This is a genomic window from Allobosea sp. 2RAB26 (assembly GCF_052115465.1).
In the GTDB taxonomy this organism is placed as follows: Bacteria; Pseudomonadota; Alphaproteobacteria; order Rhizobiales; family Beijerinckiaceae; genus Allobosea.
Genome location: NZ_JBFRGS010000001.1, coordinates 204,019 through 223,343, shown reverse-complemented (window position 1 = coordinate 223,343; position 19,325 = coordinate 204,019). Strand labels below are relative to the sequence as shown.

Sequence of the window (19,325 nt, the reverse complement as noted above, 5' to 3'; positions counted from 1 at the left end):
CCTGCCCTCATCGCCAGGCCGAAGCCGCGTTTGCCGCGGGCGCCTCGACTTGAGGGCTGTCGGCGCGGCTCGCGCCGACAGCCCGAACACGCTCACGCCATATACTGCCCGCCATTGACCGCGAACGTCGCGCCGGTGGTGAAGGCACCGTGATCCGAGGCGAGGAAAGCGACCATCTGGGCGATCTCCTCGGGCTTGCCGAGCCGGCCGACGGGGATACCGGCAACGACACGCTTCAGCGCCTCCTCCGGCATGGCGGCAACCATGTCGGTGCCGATATAGCCGGGTGTGATCGCATTGACGGTGATGCCCTTGTTGGCGTTCTCCTGGGCAAGCGCCTTGACGAAGCCGATATCGCCCGCCTTGGCCGCGGAGTAGTTCACCTGGCCCATCTGGCCCTTCTGGCCGTTGATCGACGAGATCACGATGATGCGGCCAAAGCTGCGCCCGCGCATGCCCTCGATCACCGGCCGCGTCATATTGAAGAGCGAATCGAGATTGGTGCGGATGACGGCGGACCACTGGTCCTTGGTCATCTTGTGGAAGAAACCGTCGCGGGTGATGCCGGCATTGTTGACCAGAATGTCGACCGGCCCGTTCTCCGCCTCGACGCTTGCGATGCCGGCAGTGCATGCATCGTAATCGCCGACATCCCACTTATAGACCGGGATGCCGGTTTCCGCCTTGAACTTGGCCGCCGCCTCGTCATTGCCGGCATAGTTAGCCGCCACCTTGTAGCCTGCCGCCTGCAGGGTCCGGCTGATCGCTCCGCCGATACCCCGCGTCCCCCCCGTGACCAACGCGACCTTCGTCATCTGGTTGTCCCCTCTTCGTTTTGGTCTTTTGAGCTATTGTTCCGCGAGCTTCAGGTCGGGCGAATAGGGCCCGTCCACGTCCTTGATGATGGCCTGGCCGCAGATGACGCGCTGTTCCTTGGCGTCATAGGTCAGGGTCGGGGGGCCATAGAGCTCCCAGCCCCTGCTCAAGGCCTCCGAGACCCGATGACAGAAGGCTGCGTCATCGGGCCCCGTGAGATAGCGATAGAGCGTCGTCTGCTTCGCCATGGTGAAGGCTCAGCGTTCCACCGCCATGGCGACACCCATCCCGCCGCCGATACAGAGCGTGGCGAGCCCCTTCTTGGCGTCGCGCTTGGCCATTTCATGCAGGAGCGTGACCAGGACGCGCGCGCCGGAGGCGCCGATCGGATGGCCGATCGCGATCGCGCCGCCATTGACGTTGACGATATCGGGGTTCCAGCCGAGGTCCTTGTTGACCGCGAGCGCCTGCGCCGCGAAGGCCTCATTGGCCTCGACGAGGTCGAGATCGCCGATCTTCCAGCCGGCTTTCTCCAGTGCCTTGCGCGTCGCCGGGATCGGGCCCGTGCCCATGATGGCCGGGTCGACGCCGGCAGTGGCCCAGGAGGCGATGCGGGCGAGCGGGGTAAGACCGCGCCTGGCTGCTTCCTTGGCGGTCATCAGGACGAGAGCGGCAGCGCCGTCATTGAGGCCAGACGCGTTGCCGGCCGTCACCGTGCCGTCCTTCGAGAAGGCTGGCTTCAGCTTGGCCATGGCCTCCAGCGTCGCCCCGTGACGGGGATATTCGTCCTGATCGACGACGATATCGCCCTTGCGGGTCGAGACGGTGAAGGGAGCGATCTCGTCCTTGAGCCGGCCGGCTTTCTGCGCAGCCTCGGCCTTGTTCTGCGAGCCGACGGCGAACCTGTCCTGTTCCTCGCGGCTGATCTGCCATTTGGTCGCGACGTTCTCGGCAGTGGTGCCCATATGGTAGCCGTGGAAGGCGTCCCAGAGCCCGTCCTTGATCATCGTGTCGATGAATTTGGTGTCGCCCATCTTGGTGCCGTTACGCAGATGCGCGGCATGCTGCGACATCGACATCGATTCCTGGCCGCCGGCAACGATGATGTCGGCGTCGCCATTGACGATCTGCTGCAGGCCGATGGCGACCGCGCGCAGGCCCGAGCCGCAGAGTTGGTTGAGGCCCCAGGAGGTCGCTTCCTGCGGGATGCCGGCCTTCATCGCGGCCTGTCGGGCCGGATTCTGGCCCTGACCGGCGGTCAGGATCTGGCCCATGATGACTTCATTGACCTCACCGCCCTCGACCTTGGCGCGGGCTAGCGCCTCCTTGATCGCGGCAGCGCCGAGATCGTGTGCCGTCGTGTTGGCGAAAGCGCCGTTGAAGGCGCCGACCGCCGTGCGCGCTGCGCCGACGATTACGATGTCAGTATCGGCCATGGAGAGTTCCTCGCTGTTGTCGTGATGGCTCGCCAGGGACAGGCCACCAGGTTCGGCTCTCACCTTCGAAGGCTGCCGCGGCCGCGTCAAGCCGGCCAAGAGAGGGAGAGCGCGGATCGGGTGCCGGTGACCGTACTGCATCGCAGCACTGGCTCGCCCCTCCCGCCGTTCCGCTTGGTAAGATTGATTCAAAAACGTTCAAAAAACTTGCAGCATGCGGCTGACAGGTTATCGTTGCCGGGAGGATCGTTCCGCTGGACCTGAAATGTCAGGCCCGGATCAACGCGATGCAGGGTATGATGGCCAGCGAAAAAGAACCGACAGTCATCAAGAAATACGCCAATCGCAGGTTGTATCACACGGGCACGAGCTCCTACGTCACCCTCGAGGATCTGGCGGGCCTGGTCCGCGGCGGAGAGGACTTCGTGGTCTACGACGCCAAATCCGGCGAGGACATCACGCGCTCCGTGCTGGCCCAGATCATCTTCGACGAAGAGAGCAAGGACGGGCAGAATCTGCTGCCGATTACCTTCCTGCGCCAGTTGATCCGCTTCTACGGCGACAGCATGCAGGCATTGGTGCCGCGCTATCTCGAGTTCTCCATGGAGAATCTCACGAAGGACCAGAACCAGTTCCGCGACATGATGGGCAAGGCCTTTACCGGCGGCGCCTTTGGCGGCACCGGGCTGGACGCGATACAGGCCCAGACCCGCGCCAATATGGCGATGTTCACGGAAGCCTTCCGGCTGTTCAACCCCTTTGCTGCCGCGGCAACCTCCGGCCAGCCGAAGGGCGATGCAGCGCCAGCCGCCGGCAAAGGCGACGAACTCGGCGACCTGAAGCGGGAACTCTCCGAGATGCGCGACCGGCTGGACAAGCTCGCCAAGACGAAGTGAGCGGGCAATGCCCCAGGCCTGGGCTTGCCCCGGGCAGGTCCTGATCAAGAGTGTCTCGGACTGATCGCTTGCCCGAGACCGCTCCCTGCCTCGGCTCAGCCCACCGCCCGATGCAGCTCTGAGGGCACCGCAGGCTGCCAGAGTTCGGCCTTGCCGACGAGATGCCCCTGCAGATAGGTCACGCCCCAATCGGTGAGCATGGTCGCCTGCAACTCGTCATCGACCCATTCGGCGACGGTGTCGACCATGAGATGGCGGGCGAGGTCGATCAGCGTGCGGACGTAGAAGCGGTCATCGGTCGAACGTCGCAGGTTCTGCGTGAAGGCGCCGTCCAGCTTCAGGATGTCGATCGGGAAGGCGCGCAGATGCCGCAGCGAGGTGTGGCCGGCGCCGAAATCGTCGATCGCGATGCGTGCGCCCTGATCCTTGATCTTGCCGAGCAGGCGGGCCAGGCGGCGCGGATCCTCGATCGTCGCAGTCTCCGTGATCTCGACGATCAGCCGCCCGGCGAGGCCGCGGGATGAGCGGGTGCAGGCCAGGAAGGCGTCGAGCCATTCCGGATCGCCGAGCGAGCGCGGCGAGACGTTGATCGAGAGCGTCATGTTCGGATCGGCCGCGAGCATTTCGACGGCGAGCTCAAGCACGCGGTGATCGAAGAGCCGGACGAGCCCGCGCCGCTCGAGCAGCGGAATCAGCTCTGCCGCCGAGAAGAACAGCCCTTCCGATCCATGGCCGACCCGCAGCAGCGCTTCGTGGAAGGCAACCTCGCGCGTTCTGGCCTCCACGACGGATTGCAGCGCCAGCCGGACGCGGCGTTCGTTCAGTGCCGCGAGGGCCTGGATATCGAATCCGCTGTGGTCCGGCGCCGGCTCACGCAACTCGCGCTGACGTGCGATGACGACGGTATCGACCGCGCCCGCCTTGGCGCCGGCAAGGGCGTTCTCAGCGGCCGAGACCAGCGTACCGGCATGGCGCGAGAGATCCGGCGCGACGGCCGCCCCGACGCGCAGACGCACCAGCGCAATGCCGCGCCCGGTCTCGATCGCGGACTGTGCGACGGCCTTGATGAAGCGCCGCGCCGCCGGCTCGATCTGGTTCTGCGGACAGCCTGCGAGCAGGATGGCGAAGCGATTGCTGGAATAGCGCAGCAGATGGTCGCGTCGGCGCATCACCGAGCGCAGCCTTTCCTGGACCACGCCGATGATCTCATCGGTGGCCTCATGGCCGAAATCATCGTTGAGACGCGCGAGTTCGTCGATCGCCGCGATCAGCACGACGACCGGTCGCTCCGCCGCGAGATGCTCCTGCAGCGATGTTTCGAGGCGCTCGACCAGCGCTCCGCGGTCACAGACGTCGCGACTCTGCGCGGTAAGCTCGTCGGGCCGCACAGAGCGCTCGATGCGCAGCACGCCGCGCGCCATGGCAGGCTGGCCGTCGATGCCGACGAACCAGCGGCCGGCATCCTCGATCCACATCTTGCGGCCGCCGAGATCGGCTGCGTAGCGGGTGCGGTAGATCGCACCTTCGCCATGGTCCTGTCCGCCGGTCGAGAAGATCGCGTCGTAGCGACTGCGGCCGCTACCCGGCTCCACCAGCCCGGCGAAAGCGAGACCGCGGCTCATCGCAGCTACCGGAATCGGTCCCAGAACCTCGGCGGCGTTCGGACCCCAGTTCAGCGAATCGCTGGCGATGTCCCAGCTGTAGACCACCTCGCCGATCGAGGAGAGCAGGCTGCGCGGGTCGACGATCGTTTCGTCACGGGTACTCAGGATCGATGGCGCAGGCATCGGTGCAGGGCCTTAGAGGCGCAGGCCGCGGGACACCTTTGGCGTCGTGCCGTCCTGGCCGAACGAGATCGGGAGATGTTTCGAAACGATGCAGGTTTCTGGCTTAACGCCCGGTTAAGGCCGGCCCCTGGATTGCAACTTTCCCTCCAGCGCAACCCTAGCGTTCCGGAGTGGCACATGCGGGATCAGCAATACGGGGCGAGAAGCCACCTGGCGCTTCCCGAGGCATCGACGATGCTGCTGCTGCTGCAGATCGCGGCCAGTCACGCCGAAATCGGTCCGTTCGCGCGCCGGGCGCGCGAGACGCCGCAGGTCGCGGCGCGGCGCTACGAGGCCCAGGCACAGCACGCCGGAAGGAAGCGGCAGCGCCTGGTCGCGTGAGGCCAGACCCTCTGCCGAGGAGCCGCATGACAGCGGTGTCCCGATGGATCATCCGGAAGCCGCACCGGAGACATCCATCGAGACGCGATCACAGATCGCTCCTCGGCAGAGGGCCTGGCAGGCGCCGGCGGAAACTGGCCAAAGAAAAAGCCGGCCTCGCGGCCGGCTCCTAGACTCGCAAGCCTACAACCGGGGCTCAGGCCTCGGTCTTGGCCTTCAGCACCTGGCGACCGCGATACATGCCGCTCTTCAGATCGACATGGTGCGGACGGCGCAGTTCGCCGGAGTTCTTGTCTTCGATATAGGTGGGCTGCTTCAGCGCGTCGGCGGAGCGGCGCATGCCGCGCTTCGACGGCGAAGTCTTTCTCTTCGGAACGGCCATTGTACTCTCCATCGTGCCGCCGTCCGGAAGCGCAGGCCGCAGAGCCACGCCACCGCCACGACGACGGATCAATCTCGTGAGGCGATGGCCATACACGCTCGCAGAGGGGATGACTAGGCCTAATCGACATCTTTCATGCCGGAAGGCACGGCGCAATCCCCAAGCGATCCGAGCTGCGCCATACGGCGCTGGATTCGCCCGCTCGCCGATTGCAGGCCGCGGCTCGGCTTGGCGGGATTGCGCAGGATCGGATTCGGCAGCGCACCGGCGAGCCGTGCAGCCTCGCCAGTGTTCAGGCGGGCGGCAGGCTTGCGGAAATGGCGTTGGGCGGCGGCTTCCGCGCCGAAAACGCCATCGCCCCACTCGGCGACGTTGAGATAGACCTCGATGATCCGCTGTTTCGGCCAGGCGAAGTCGATCACGAGCGCGAGCGGAATCTCGAGCGCCTTGCGCAGATAGGAGCGCCCCGGCCAGAGAAAGACGTTCTTAGCCGTCTGCATGGTCAGCGTCGAAGCGCCGCGGCTCGGGCCATCCTCATCATCGAGCACGGCGTTGAGCTCGATCCAGTCGACGCCAGAATGGCTGCAGAAGCGCTGGTCCTCGGCGGCGATGACGGCGCGGATCAGCGAAGGCGAAATCTGCGTGAGCGGCACCCATTGCCGTTCCACCGGCTGAAAGCTCAGCCAGCGCGCGAGCATCAGCGTCGAGGGAGCGGGCATGAACCGAAAGATCAGCAGCCCGAGCGCCAGGACAACGGCGAGCCCGATGAGGATGCGAAAACACCACCCCAATGCGCGGCCGACAATTCCTCGCCGCCGCGTTTGCTCGTGACCCGCCATGACCGCCATGCCCCCGCAACTTGACGATCCCGCCCCCATCCGGCAAGCCCCCGCCACCGTTGCGAACGCGAGATCAGCGCATGAGTTCCGCCGCAGATGACGCCCTTCCGGCCCGTCTTTCACAGACGGCCGATGCGATCGAGGCCCTCCTCGACGGTCTGCTCCAGGCTGTTCCGGGAGCGGGCGAGATCGCGCGCCCCGAACGGCTGCTCGCGGCCATGCGCCATGGCGCGCTCGGCGGTGGCAAGCGCCTGCGGCCCTTCCTGACGGTCGAGACGGCACTGCTCTTCGGGGCCAGCGAAGCGCAGGCCTTGCGAGCCGGCGCAGCCGTCGAGCTGCTGCATTGCTATTCGCTCGTCCATGACGACCTGCCTTCGATGGATGATGACGATCTGCGCCGCGGACGACCGACGGTCCACAGGGCCTTCGACGAGGCAACCGCGATCCTGGCCGGGGATGCGCTGCAGACGCTCGCCTTCGAGGTCCTTGCCGACCCAGCCACCCACGAGTCGGGTGCGGTCCGCGCGGCGCTGGTGCTTTGCCTCGCCCGGGCGTCCGGGCTCGGCGGCATGGTCGGCGGCCAGATGTTCGATCTCGCGGCGGAGGGACGCTTCGACCCGGGCTCGAACGCGTTGGCCGAGAACGAAATTCGTCGACTGCAGGCGATGAAGACGGGGGCGCTGCTGGCGGCCAGCGTCGAGATCGGTGCGCGCCTCGGCGGCGCCGATGAGGCCGCCCTTGCCGCGCTTGGGCAATACGGCCGGGCAGTCGGCGCCACCTTCCAGGTGGCCGACGACGTCCTCGACGTCGAGGCGAGCCAGGAGCAGATGGGCAAGGCCACGGCCAAGGACCAGGACAAGGGCAAGGCGACCCTGATCAGTGCGCTCGGTCTCGCCGGCGCCAAGCGCGAGCGCGACCGGCTCTGCGAGGAGGCCGTCGCGGCCCTGTCGGGTTTTGGCGAGGAGGCCGCGATGCTGCGGGCTGCGGCATGGTTCGCAGCGACGCGGCAGAACTAGGGCCCGAGCTCCGCAGCGATGACATACACGCAGTTTTGCGTGGGGCGGCGGCATGCAGCTCCGCATTCGGCATGGACTCTGCGCCGCAGGACATGCCCACGGACGGAGGGCAGCCGCTCGCCCGGCCGACCCGGCAATTTTGACACCCACCCCACCTGGCGGGCGCAGTGCCGCAGGCAGGCCTGCTGCCCTATAAAACCCGCGAGCGATCTCTATGCACGTTTCGCCCCTGCCCGGCCTCCCCGCGCAGTGGCAGGGTATTCGACCGCTTCACCACGAAGGCTCGCATCCAGGACAGGAACTGCGAGCCAGTTGAGGAGAGGATTGTGATGAGCAAGTTCAAGTTCTTCGTCAGTGCGGCGTTTGCTGCCACGCTGCTCGCCTCGGCGCCGGCCGCACGGGCCGATATCGTCATCGGCCTCATCGCGCCACTGACGGGTCCGGTCGCTGCCTATGGCGACCAGGTGCGAAACGGCGCAGAGGCGGCGATCGACGCCATCAACAAGAAGGGCGGCGTGCTCGGCGAGAAGCTGGTGCTCAAGCTTGCCGATGATGCCGGTGATCCCAAGCAGGGCGTTTCGGCCGCCAATCTGCTGGTCGGGGACAAGGTGCGCTTCGTTGTCGGGCCGGTGACGTCGGGCGTCGCGATTCCCGCGTCCGATGTCTTTGCCGAGAACGGCGTGCTGATGGTCACGCCGACAGCTACGGCGCCGTCACTCACCACCCGTGGGCTGACCAATGTTCTGCGGACATGCGGCCGCGATGATCAGCAGGCCGAGGTCGCCGCCAACTATGTCCTGAAGAATCTCAGGGACAAGCGGATTGCGGTCATCCACGACAAGGGCACCTACGGCAAAGGCCTCGCGGATGCCTTCAAGAAGGGGATCAACGCCGGCGGCCTGAACGAGGCGCTCTACCTGTCGCTGACACCGGCCGAAAAGGATCTCTCGGCCATCACCACGCGTCTCAAGGCCGCCAATATCGACCTGATCTATTTCGGCGGCTACCATCCGGAAGGTGGTCTCCTCGCCCGGCAGCTTCGCGACGCCGGGCTCAAGGCCACCATCATCGGCGGCGAGGGGCTTTCCAACACGGAGTTCTGGGCGATCGCCAATGAGACGGCGGCAGGCGCACTCTTCACCAACGCGACAGATGCGCTGAAGAACCCCGACTCCGCGGAAGCGGTCAAAGTTCTCAAGGACAAGGGTATCCCGCCGGAAGCCTTCACGCTCAATGCCTATGCCGCGGTCGAAGTGCTGAAGGCCGGCATCGAGAAAGCCGGCAAGGCCACCAATGCCGCCGCAGTCGCGACAGCGCTGAAGTCCGGAGGGCCCATCACCACCGCCATCGGCAAGCTGGCCTATGACAAGAATGGCGATCTCAGCTCGCCGGCGTTCTCGATGTTCAAATGGGAGGGCGGCAAGATCGTCGCCGTGGAATAACGAGCAGGTTCGGGCGCGAAGACGGCAAACCCGTGCCTTCTTCGCGCCACCGCCTGACTTCCTCGTTGATCCCGATGCCCCTGCCAGCTCGACGCTCTGCGCCAGGCTCTTCCAGGGCCGGGGCCGCGCGCCGAACATTGCCTGCCTCAACCCATGATTGAAGGGGAGTGGGGAGTGGAGCTGGACAATCACAACAACCTCGGACTTCGTCGGCAGCAATGCGGGAGCATCCGCCTTGCGCTCGGTTCCGTCCTCCGGCAACAATGCCTCATGATCAGGACGCCATTTGCGACGCTACTCTGCGTCACCGCACTCACAGCATGCAGCCCGACGCCAGTGCGTCAGGTTATCGTGCCGGACAGCACGCCCGAGAAGCGCATCATGAGGTCGGGCAGCGACTTCGTCCTGCCTGACGGCACGCGCGTGACACCCGACCAAAGCGGCGGTTTCCAGCTGCCCAACGGCGATTATGTCCGGCGGGATCCACGCGGCGCATTGATACTGCCCACGGGCGCGCGCTGCGTCCCGGACCCAACCGGATATGTTTGTCCCTGATCAACGGCCATCGTCGCCGGCGCGCTATCAGGAGCCAATCTGCTCCACGAGCGGCGCCGCCGGCACCTAAGGCATCGGCCCGAAAGGTGGATTGCGGTTTTCGGGAAAGCCGATGCCATCCCGGATGGTTAGATCATCGGATCGGATACGATATCTGGTCCGATGATCTAATGTCCGATGCCGAAGACAACGGCGAAGACGGGAACGGGTTGGTCGAACCCTTTCAGACTCCGCGGATCCAGCTCAGCCAGCGGCACGCTGGAACCAACCGCGCGGGCCGCGACGCGATCGATCAGGATCTCGGAATCCCGGGCGCTCGCGCATAAGCGCGATGCCAGGTTCGTGACGTTGCCGATCGCAGCGTAATCGAGGCGGCCTTCCGAGCCGATCCGCCCGACCGTGGCCGGCCCCATGGCCAGCCCCACGCCAAAGCCAAGCTGGTGGCCCCGGCTGCGCCATCCGACCAGAAGTTTCTGCACGCTCATTTGCATGTCGCTCGCCATGGTGACGGCGCGCAGGGCCGGGTCAGGGCAGGAAACCGGCGCGTTGACCAGGACCATCGCTCCGTCCCCGGAAAAGCCCATCAGCGTCGCCCCATGCGCGCTGACCACCGCTTCGATGGCGCCGTAGTACTCGCCGAGCACGCCCATCACGGTTTCGGGCTCAGCCTGCGCCGAGAAGGCGGTGAAGCCGCGCAAATCGCAGAAGACCACGACGACCTCGACGCGTCGTCCGTCGAGCACGCCGTCATCCCCCGTACGGTCGACGAGTTCGGCCACTTGCGGCGCGAGAAAGCGCCGGAGCCGGCTGATGCGTTCGGAGCGTTCCTGGGACACGGCCAATTCACCGGCCATCTCATTGAACCGGGTGGCTAGCCGCTCGAACTCGTCGCCCGTGCCCAGGCTGATCCGGTGGTCGAACTGCCCTGCGCCGATCTGCGCGACGCCCTCCTCCAGGAGCCGTATCGGCCCGACCATGCGCTGCGTCAGCCAATAGGCAAGCACCGCCGCAAGGGCCGTTCCCGCAATGAGCAGCACCCCGGTGCGCCAAAGTGCGGCGTTGATCCGGCGGAATGCCTCAGTCACGGGCTGCTTTACGATGACGCTCCAATCGACGCCGGGGATCGGCGCCATGGCGGCCAGCACCGTGTTTCGCGCGATATCCTGCCCGGTGATCGCTTGGCCGGGGCGCGCCAGCATGGCGGCCCGCAAGGCCTGAAGCGGTTGCGTTGCGGCTTCGTCGGCACGCAGCACCAGGCTGATATCGGGATGAGCGACAAGGCGCCCCGGCTGGTCGAGCACGAACGCCTCGCCGGTTCGCCCCACCCTTATCGCCGAGATCACATCCCAGATGAACTTGAGATTGACCTCCGCGACCGCCACTCCGACCGCCGAGCGATTGCCGGCGACCGAGACCGTCATGAATGGTTCCGAGCCGCCATAGAACGTCACCGGCCCAAACCAGACCCGCCCCGAGCGGGCTCCCGCCACCGCCGGATTCGCCGAGTGGTCCTCGCCGCTCTCGACCCTGTTCAGGCCGATGCGCGACACGAACAGGCGTTCCTTGCCGGCAGCGTCGATGAGGCGGAGGCTGACCACGGCGGGGACCTGGCGCAACAGGCGCAAGGCGTCGAGCCTGCGCCGCTCGTCGGTATTCTCCGACCACGGCAATTGCACCATCCATCCAAGCTGATCGCGAATTCCTTCCATGAAATCCTGGATCTTCGCCGCCGCGCCTCGGGCTTCTGCATCGAGCAGGTCGTTCAGCCTGGCGCGCTGGTCGTGATAGCCGAACCAGGCTTCGCTCCCACCCGCGATCAGAAGCGGCAGGGCGACCGCCGCGAACAGGGCGAGAAAATACTTCCTGAACAGCGAGGTTCGGGGGACGTCGGGCGAATGGGACACCGTGCTAGCTCACGCGCCGGCTCACCGGCCGGGTCATTCGATCACCCCGTCGGCGCTGCTCAGCAGCGAAGGCGGGAATGATAGGCCCAGAGAATTGGCGGCCTTCAGGTTGATGAACATCTCGACCTTGGTCACGCGCTGGACCGGGAGTTCGGAGGGCTTTTCGCCCTTGATGATACGGCCGGCATAGGTGCCGGCGTGACGGTGCGATTGCTCGAAATCACCGCCATAGCTCATCAGCCCGCCGGCGATCGGAAAGTCACGGGATTGGGTGACAGCCGGCACCGCGTGCTCGACTGCGAGGACGGCAAGCCGCTGACTGCGATAGGCAAAATAGGGGTCGGAGGTGAAGACGAGACCGCCCGGCCGCATCTGAGACACGGTCCTGAACATGCCGTCGAATTCCTGTTCGGTGCTGGCCGTCAGGACACGAAGCTGCAGACCAAGACTGTCCGCCGCGACCTGAAGATTCTTCACTTGCGAGTTCGAAGTCGGGCTGGTCGGGTTGACGGCAACGGAAAGGCTCCCGGCACCAGGAAGCAGCTCGTGCATGAACTCCAGCCGCTTGCGCGAGACCTCCACGCTGAGGCTCGACACCCCCGTGAGATTGCCTCCCGGCCGGGACAGGCTGTCCACGACGCCCAGCGCAATGGGGTCTCCTCCCATCTCAAAGACGATCGGGATCGTCGTCGTCGCCGATTTTGCCGCGAGCGCGACCTCGGCGCCGCCCGGCGCCACGATCACCGTCACCTGACGATTGACGAGATCCATCGCGAGGGCGGGCAGTTGGCGATACTGGCCCTCCGCCCACCGATACTCGATCGCGAGATTGCGCCCCTCGACAAATCCGGCTTCCGCGAGGCCTTCACGAAAGGCCCGGAGGCGGCTCGCATAGGGCCCGGGGGATTCGGAGCCGAGATACCCGATGACCGGCATAGCCGGCTGTTGCGCGCGAGCCGGGAGGGTCCACGCCATCGCTGCACCGGCGAGCGCGACGAAATCGCGTCGCCTCATTCGGCCAGCGGCCTCGGCACAGACGGAGGGCATGAAACGCAACGCCGTCTCTCCTTCCAACCAACATCGCCAGTCGGCATGAAGCGCTCGATGTTACCTCAATCACTCGGCCGCAGCATAGCCGCGCGACCGACGCTGCAAAGCCGGTTGAGCGACATCGAGCCGCCCAACCGAACTCACCGCCGCCGGCATGGGATGGCGGCAAGTTCGCCCTCGCCTCCCTCCCCTCTGCGATGTCTGGGAAGCTAGCCGTCCGTGCGATCGGGATGCTTGATCTTATAGACGCGCGGCGTCAGCTCCTCGATTTCCCGTCCGGCCCAATCCCGCTCGCTCGCCGTCTTGATCACGTCCCGCTGCCCCTGGCGCAGCATCTCGATATCGTTTCCGATGTCGAAGTGGAGCACCTGCCCGTTGGCGACGACCTGTCGCCCATCCACGTAAACGTCTCGGATTGCCCGGTCATTTGCGGAATAGACGATGCTGCGGATCGGATCGTAGTCAGGCTGCATGTAAGGGTTCGTCATGTCGACGATCGAGAAATCGGCCTTGCAGCCGATGGCCAGGCGGCCGAGATCGGGCCTGCGAATGATGTCGGCGCCGACATTGGTGGCGGCACTGAAGGCATAGGATGTCGGCGCTGCGGTGAAGCTCCCCGCAACGATGCGCCCGGCGTAACAAGCCATCCGCAACTCATCCAGCATGTTGTGCGGAAAGCTGTCGGTGCCGATGCCGACCGGAACTCCCGCATCGACATAGCGGGCGAGCGTATTCAGCGCGATGCCCCGACGCGCGAAGACGACGGGGCAATGGGCGACCTGTGCGCCGCTCCGCACAAGCCGTTCGAAGTCGTTGCCCTGCGGCCAATGCAGCCATGGATGATCGTTGAGGAAGATGCAGTGCCCGATCACGGTGTCGGGACCAAGCGCACCGATCTTGTCGAGCCATTCAATCGGCGTGCAGCCGGTGCGACGCACGATCTCCTGGAATTCGACAATGCTCTGTGCGGCATGGATCTGGATCGGCTGGCCACGCTCGCGTGCGGCTTCAAGTGCACCGAGAATCTGCCCTTCGGTGCAGGTATCGATCTGCGCGGGCCCGAAATATCCGCTGATCCGGCCACTCGGATGCTTGTTTGCTTCGTCGGCCACCTTGATGGCCTCCAGCAGCAGCCGGTCCCCGCGTTCCGTATCCAGGTCATACTCGACGGAGTGGCCATTGCTCGTACGCCAGGCCCCCGAGCGATGCATCGCCCAGAGAACGGCGCGAATACCCGTGACCTCATAATCGCCAACCCAGTCTTCGCGGGGGGCGGCGAGATCGCAGATCGTGGTCACGCCGCTCCGCAGCAGTTCCGATGTCGCGACCCGGCAGGCATGACGGGCATATTTCGGACCGATGTTGAAGACCGGCATGAACTCGTAGAGCGAGCTTTGCCCCAGGCGCTTGCTCCCCAATTCCTCGAGCATGCCCTTCCAGCCCGGCTCATGGCCAGTATGGCTGTGAATGTCGACGAAGCCGGGCATGAGCATCACGCCGCGGCCGTCATGCTCGACATCCGCCGATCCGAGATAGCCCGGCCCGACATGGGTGATCTCATTGCCGGCGAAGGCGAAATCCGCATTCTGCAGATAGACATGGGAGGATGTGGAAGCGTCCCACGCGACGATCCAGTCGCAGTTCCGGATAACCGTCGTCCCAACCTGCCCGTTGCCGGCCTGTCCCTTGCCGTCATTCATCCCGTGATCCCCCCTCGAATGTGTTGCGGAACGGCATTCTGCGCCGTGCCTTGCAGAAAACGCATCAGCTCACTGCGGATTCACGAAAGCCATCGCGGTCCCTTGGTCTCGCATGTTCCGGGATGGCGTCCTTCACCGGTGCCTGACGCACGCTCTGCGATTGCAGCACTCCGATGGCAGTGTTGTGAACCGGGTCCCATCGCATGACGACTGTGCTGATCAGGACACTTGAAGTTGTTTTCCAGCACAAATAGGCTCGTTACTACACGCCGGAAAAAAGGCGGGCCTAGGGGAGTGAACAATGCCGAAAATGATCAATAAAATTGCTGCGCTCGGGATCGCCGCCGCCGCACTCGCCGTATTTGCGGGTCCGGCCTCGGCACAGGCGACGCTCGATGCCGTGAAGAAGCGTGGCAAGGTCCTTTGCGGTGTTTCGCCAAGTTCCGCGGGCTACTCCTATGCTGACGACAAGGGCGTGCGTCAGGGATTCGATACCGATGTTTGCCGGGCAGTGTCCTCTGCTGTGTTCGGCGCGCCCGACAAGGTCGAATTCGTCCCGCTCAACACCAATATCCGCTTCCAGGCCCTGCAGTCCGGCGAGATCGACGTGTTGTCGCGCCAGACGACCATGACCTTCTCGCGTGACAACTCGCTCGGGCTCGATTTCGCGCCGATCGTTTTCTATGACGGCCAAGGCTTGATGGTCTCGACCAAACTCGGCGTGAAGAGCGCGTCGGAGCTTTCACAGGCAGCGATCTGCCTGCTGCCCGGCACGACGACGCTCCAGAATCTCGAGGACTATTTCAAGCCGCGCAACATCAAATACGAGGCCGTGGTCTTCGAGGACAACAATGAGTGGCGCAACGCCTTCTTCTCAGGCCGCTGCGACGTCATCACCACCGACCGCTCCGACCTTGCTTCGGTCCGCGCCGTTGCGAATGATCCCAAGCAGTTCGTCATCCTGCCCGAAACGATCTCGAAGGAGCCGCTCGCACCCGTCGTTCGCCAGAACGACAGCAACTGGAAGGACATCGTCTCCTGGTCGGTCAATACGCTGATCGCGGCTGAGGAATACGGCATCACCCAGGCCAATGTCGACGAGCAGCTGAAGAGCAAGGATCCCGAGATCCAGCGCATGCTGGGCGTCAATGGCGATCTCGGCAAGATGCTGAATCTCGACAACAAATGGGCCTATAACATCATCAAGCAGAACGGCAATTACGGCGAAATCTTCGAGCGCAGCCTCGGCGAGAAGACCGCGCTTGGCCTGAGCCGTGGCCCCAACCAGCTCTGGAACAAGGGCGGTCTGCTCTATTCGCCACCGTTCCGGTGATCACAGCCAACGTGCGTTCCCTCGATTGAACTGAGACCGCCGGCAGCGCCCTGTTGCCGGCGGCACTCCAGACCGGAACAGCTCGATGGCTTCCTCTGCATCCAGTCCGGTGCGGCTGCTCTATGACGTGCGCGTGCGCGCCGTGCTCTATCAGGTCGTCGCCGTTGCGCTCGTCGTCGGTGTCGGGCTCTATCTGTTCGGCAATGTCTCGCGCAAGTTGGCGGAACAGAACATTGCGACCGGATTTGACTATCTCTCGCGCCCGGCCGGCTTCGTCATCAGCCAGTCCTTCATCCGCTATGATTCCGGCGATACCTACGCGCGCGCCCTGCTCGTCGGCATCTTCAACACGATCTGGGTGTCGATCTTCGCGGTCACCGTTTCGACGCTGCTCGGTCTGATCGTCGGCATAGCCCGGCTGTCGCGCAATCCACTTCTGGCCTTTCTGGCACTGATCTATGTCGAAGCGCTGCGCAATGTGCCGCTGCTTCTCTATCTATTCCTCTGGTATGCGCTCATCGTCGCGGTCTTCCCGCCTGTCCGCGAAGCCTGGCAGCCATTGCCCGAGGTCTTCCTCAGCAATGGCGGGCTGATCGTTCCGTCACTGCGTTGGTCTTCCGCGCATACTGGCGTCCTCGCGGCGGTGATCGCCGGCATCGTACTGGCATTCTTCGTGGCATCCAGGCTGCGCAGCAGGCGCGTCGCCTCCGGACAGAACCAGACGGGATGGCCGATCATCGTCGCCGCCCTTCTTGGTCCTCCACTGCTCGCGATCCTGCTGCTGCAGCCTGATTTCGTGATCAACTGGCCGGAAAAGGGCCGGTTCCGCATCACCGGCGGTGTTCAGGTCACCCCGGAATTCACGGCATTGCTGGTCGGGCTCGGCCTCTCGGCCTCGGCCGGAATCGCGGAGATCGTGCGCGCCGGCATCCTTTCGGTCGGGCGCGGCCAATGGGAAGCCGCGCGTGCCGTGGGTTTGCATGACCGTCAGACCATGCGGCTCGTCGTGCTGCCGCAGGCGCTACGCGTGATCGTGCCCCCGCTGACCAGTTCCTATCTGTCGACCTTCAAGAACTCATCGCTCGCCATTGCCATCGGCTACCCCGATCTCGTGATGGTTTCCAACACCACGATGAACCAGACGGGACAAGCGATCGAGGGCATCGCCATCTTCATGCTGGTCTATCTCAGCATGTCGATCACGATCTCCCTGTTCATGAACTGGTACAACGCCCGCGTCGCCCTGGTGGAGCGCTGAGATGGTCAGCGCCGCTGAAATGGAAACACTCAACCTCGCGCGGGCGGACCTGCCGCCGCCGCGCGGACGCGAATTGACCGCCCGGTTGAAGCCCTTTCTGGGCACGCCGATCAATGCCGTCATCACACTGGCCTGCCTGTGGCTGATCTATCGCCTGGTCACGGGAGCCTGGGGCTGGCTCGTGACGCGCGCGGTGCTCGAAGGCGGGCCGCAGGCGTGCAAGGTCGGGGCCGGGGCTTGCTGGCCGTTCCTGGCGGCGAAGCTGCGCTTCATGATCTTCGGCTTCTACCCCTATGACGAACACTGGCGGCCGGCCTTCGCCGTGATCCTGTTTCTCGGCGCCATGATCGTTTCGATGATCCCGCGCTTCTGGTCGCGGCGACTGCTTTGGCTCTGGCTGGCCGTACCGGTGATCTGCGGCGTGCTGATGTATGGCGGCGTGTTCGGCCTGCCTGTCGTCAGCACCACGAACTGGGGTGGCCTGCCGCTCTCCTTCATGCTGTCTTCGGTGGGCCTGGCGTTCGGTTTCCCACTGGGTGTCGTGCTGGCGTTGGCACGCAGCTCGAAGCTGCCGGCGATTCAGGTCATCGCCATCATCTTCATCGAGGTCGTCCGCGGCGTGCCGCTGGTTTCGATCCTGTTCATGGCCTCGGTGATGCTGCCGCTGTTCATGCCGGACGGGCTCACGGTCGACAAGCTGCTGAGGGCACAGGTCGCGATCATCATCTTCGCCGGAGCCTATATCGCGGAGACCGTCAGGGGCGGGTTACAGGCGGTCTCGAAGGGCCAGCACGAAGCCGCTGCGGCGCTCGGGCTCGGCTATTGGCTGTCGATGCGCAAGATCATCCTGCCGCAGGCACTGAAGATCGTGATTCCGCCGCTCGTCAATATCTTCATCGGCTTCTTCCAGGACACCACGCTGGTCACCATCATCGGCCTCCTCGATTTTCTCGATACGGTCCGCGCCTCGCTGCGCGACCCGAACTGGCAGGGGATCGCCGTCATCGAGGGATATGTGTTCGCCGCTCTGGTCTATGCCCTGTTCAGCTATGGCATGGGGTCCTATAGCCGGTTCCTTGAGCGTCGGCTCAAGACCGATCACGATCGCCGTCCGGCCCACTGACCGGACTGCCTCGCTCCTCCTGCGACAAGAGCCTTGCTGGGCACATGCTGACCTATCCCGATACCTTCTATGCCCGCACCGCCGCGACGACGAACAAGAGGGCCCCGCTGCAGGGCCGCATCGAGGTCGATACCTGCATCATTGGCGGCGGGCTCGCCGGGCTCACCTGCGCCTATGAATTGGCCCGGGCCGGACGCTCGGTCGCGGTGCTGGAAGCCGAGGCGGTCGGCTGGGGCGCATCGGGGCGCAATGGCGGCTTCGTCAGCCCCGGCTATGCCCGCAGCCATTCTTCGATCGCAAGCGCCATTGGTGAGACCAAGGCGAACGAACTCCATGGCCTCTCGATCGAGGGCATGCGCATCGTCTCCGACAACATTCGCGACCTCGCCATCGCCGGTGCCGATCCCCGGCCGGGCAGGATCAGCGTCGTGCGCTATGACAGTGGCCACAGTCTCGCTCGGGCTCGCGACCAGTTGGCGCTAGATCACGGCTACACCGTCGACTTCTGGCCGACCGAGCAGGTTCGCGAGGTGCTTCGTTCGCCGAAGTACCACCAGGCCCTGTTTGATCCCCATTCCTTCCACATCCATCCGCTGAACTACGTACGCGCCCTGGCAGACGCCATCGAAGCGTTGGGAGGGCGAATCATCGAGGGATCGCGCGTTGTCTCGGCCGAGCTCTCCGGTCCCGAGAAACGCCTGGTCACCGCATCGGGAGAGCTGCGCGCCCGGCAGGTCGTGATCGCCTGCGGCGGCTATACCGACAACCTCGTGCCGAAGCTGCGCTCGAGCCAGTTGCCGATCGCGACCTATGTGCTGACGACCGAGGCAGCGCCGGAGCTGATCGCCAAGGCCATCGGGACGCGCGCCGCGATCAGCGATGACCGTCGTGCCGGGGATTATTATCGCATCGTCGAGGACGGCCAGCGCCTGCTCTGGGGCGGCCGCATCACCACCCGCACCAGCGAGCCGCGCGATCTCGCCGCCCTGTTGCGCCGGACCATGATCTCGACCTATCCCGAGCTCGAAGCACTGAAGGTCGAGATCGCATGGTCGGGCCTGATGTCCTATGCGCGACACCTGATGCCGCAGATTGGCCAGCTCAGCCCGAATGTCTGGCACTGCCTCGGCTTTGGCGGACATGGGCTCAACACCACCGCGATCGGTGGCCGCGTCATTGCCGAGGCCATTCTCGGAACCAGCGATCGCCATCGCCTGTTCGCCCCCTTCGGCCTCGTCTGGAACGGCGGCGTATTCGGCACTGTCGCTGTCCAGGCGACCTATTGGCGCTATCAGATGATGGACTGGCTGCGCGAGCGTTGAGCGCGAGCGAGCGCATCCCCGGTCGCAAGCGACAGTTTTAGCGGGGGCAAGCACAGAGCTCGCAAGAATTGTGCGGCCGGAGCGC

At 64.9% G+C, this 19,325-nt stretch carries 17 protein-coding genes; 8 read left to right on the top strand and 9 right to left on the bottom strand.

The window, feature by feature from the left end:
- Positions 1–92 precede the first annotated feature (92 nt).
- The 3 genes from phbB to AB4118_RS01005 are packed head-to-tail and all read right to left on the bottom strand — an operon-like array spanning position 93 to position 2,252.
- A complete protein-coding gene (phbB, locus tag AB4118_RS01015; protein WP_441487967.1) occupies positions 93–815 on the bottom strand; it encodes an acetoacetyl-CoA reductase in 723 nt (240 codons plus the stop codon).
- Between the two features lie 33 nt (positions 816–848).
- Positions 849–1,064 (bottom strand): DUF1737 domain-containing protein, encoded by a 216-nt coding sequence (locus tag AB4118_RS01010; RefSeq protein ID WP_441487966.1) that lies wholly within the window; start codon positions 1,062–1,064, stop codon positions 849–851.
- 9 nt (positions 1,065–1,073) lie between these two features.
- On the bottom strand, positions 1,074–2,252 hold the full coding sequence (locus AB4118_RS01005; protein WP_441487965.1) for an acetyl-CoA C-acetyltransferase: 1,179 nt from the start codon (positions 2,250–2,252) through the stop codon (positions 1,074–1,076).
- Positions 2,253–2,551: 299 nt separating this feature from the next.
- On the opposite strand from AB4118_RS01005, the gene phaR reads away from it, so the two are divergent.
- A complete protein-coding gene (gene phaR / locus AB4118_RS01000; RefSeq protein WP_441487964.1) occupies positions 2,552–3,148 on the top strand; it encodes a polyhydroxyalkanoate synthesis repressor PhaR in 597 nt (198 codons plus the stop codon).
- 95 nt (positions 3,149–3,243) lie between these two features.
- On the opposite strand, the gene AB4118_RS00995 is transcribed toward phaR, so the two are convergent.
- Positions 3,244–4,935 (bottom strand): EAL domain-containing protein, encoded by a 1,692-nt coding sequence (locus AB4118_RS00995; protein WP_441487963.1) that lies wholly within the window; start codon positions 4,933–4,935, stop codon positions 3,244–3,246.
- Between the two features lie 177 nt (positions 4,936–5,112).
- On the opposite strand from AB4118_RS00995, the gene AB4118_RS00990 reads away from it, so the two are divergent.
- Entirely contained in the window at positions 5,113–5,316 is a 204-nt protein-coding gene (locus tag AB4118_RS00990) for a hypothetical protein (RefSeq protein ID WP_441487962.1), read from the top strand.
- Between the two features lie 196 nt (positions 5,317–5,512).
- On the opposite strand, the gene rpmF is transcribed toward AB4118_RS00990, so the two are convergent.
- Positions 5,513–5,698 carry a 50S ribosomal protein L32 gene (gene rpmF / locus AB4118_RS00985; RefSeq protein ID WP_043233137.1) on the bottom strand — a complete coding sequence of 62 codons (186 nt, stop codon included), beginning with the start codon at positions 5,696–5,698 and terminating at the stop codon, positions 5,513–5,515.
- A 119-nt stretch (positions 5,699–5,817) separates the two neighbouring features.
- Positions 5,818–6,537, bottom strand: coding sequence for a monofunctional biosynthetic peptidoglycan transglycosylase (gene mtgA / locus AB4118_RS00980; RefSeq protein WP_441487961.1), 720 nt, complete (start codon positions 6,535–6,537; stop codon positions 5,818–5,820).
- A gap of 80 nt (positions 6,538–6,617) precedes the next feature.
- On the opposite strand from mtgA, the gene AB4118_RS00975 reads away from it, so the two are divergent.
- On the top strand, positions 6,618–7,553 hold the full coding sequence (locus AB4118_RS00975) for a polyprenyl synthetase family protein (RefSeq protein WP_441487960.1): 936 nt from the start codon (positions 6,618–6,620) through the stop codon (positions 7,551–7,553).
- Between the two features lie 329 nt (positions 7,554–7,882).
- On the top strand, positions 7,883–8,995 hold the full coding sequence (locus AB4118_RS00970) for a branched-chain amino acid ABC transporter substrate-binding protein (RefSeq protein WP_441488337.1): 1,113 nt from the start codon (positions 7,883–7,885) through the stop codon (positions 8,993–8,995).
- A 722-nt stretch (positions 8,996–9,717) separates the two neighbouring features.
- On the opposite strand, the gene AB4118_RS00965 is transcribed toward AB4118_RS00970, so the two are convergent.
- The 3 genes from AB4118_RS00965 to AB4118_RS00955 form a co-directional block, all read right to left on the bottom strand.
- Positions 9,718–11,454, bottom strand: coding sequence for a cache domain-containing protein (locus AB4118_RS00965; RefSeq protein ID WP_441487959.1), 1,737 nt, complete (start codon positions 11,452–11,454; stop codon positions 9,718–9,720).
- A 33-nt stretch (positions 11,455–11,487) separates the two neighbouring features.
- The gene (locus AB4118_RS00960) at positions 11,488–12,468 is read right to left on the bottom strand and encodes an ABC transporter substrate-binding protein (RefSeq protein ID WP_441488336.1); all 981 of its coding nucleotides are present in this window, start codon (positions 12,466–12,468) and stop codon (positions 11,488–11,490) included.
- A gap of 245 nt (positions 12,469–12,713) precedes the next feature.
- A complete protein-coding gene (locus AB4118_RS00955) occupies positions 12,714–14,204 on the bottom strand; it encodes an amidohydrolase family protein (RefSeq protein WP_441487958.1) in 1,491 nt (496 codons plus the stop codon).
- A gap of 310 nt (positions 14,205–14,514) precedes the next feature.
- On the opposite strand from AB4118_RS00955, the gene AB4118_RS00950 reads away from it, so the two are divergent.
- From AB4118_RS00950 to AB4118_RS00935, 4 genes are all read left to right on the top strand, one after another.
- Positions 14,515–15,537, top strand: a complete 1,023-nt coding sequence (locus AB4118_RS00950; protein WP_441487957.1) for an amino acid ABC transporter substrate-binding protein — start codon at positions 14,515–14,517, stop codon at positions 15,535–15,537.
- Positions 15,538–15,622: 85 nt separating this feature from the next.
- Positions 15,623–16,795: an amino acid ABC transporter permease gene (locus AB4118_RS00945; RefSeq protein WP_441487956.1), complete on the top strand. Its 1,173-nt coding sequence runs from the start codon at positions 15,623–15,625 to the stop codon at positions 16,793–16,795.
- 1 nt (position 16,796) lies between these two features.
- A complete protein-coding gene (locus AB4118_RS00940) occupies positions 16,797–17,918 on the top strand; it encodes an amino acid ABC transporter permease (RefSeq protein ID WP_441487955.1) in 1,122 nt (373 codons plus the stop codon).
- Between the two features lie 47 nt (positions 17,919–17,965).
- Entirely contained in the window at positions 17,966–19,240 is a 1,275-nt protein-coding gene (locus AB4118_RS00935; RefSeq protein WP_441488335.1) for an NAD(P)/FAD-dependent oxidoreductase, read from the top strand.
- The last annotated feature ends 85 nt before the right edge of the window (positions 19,241–19,325 follow it).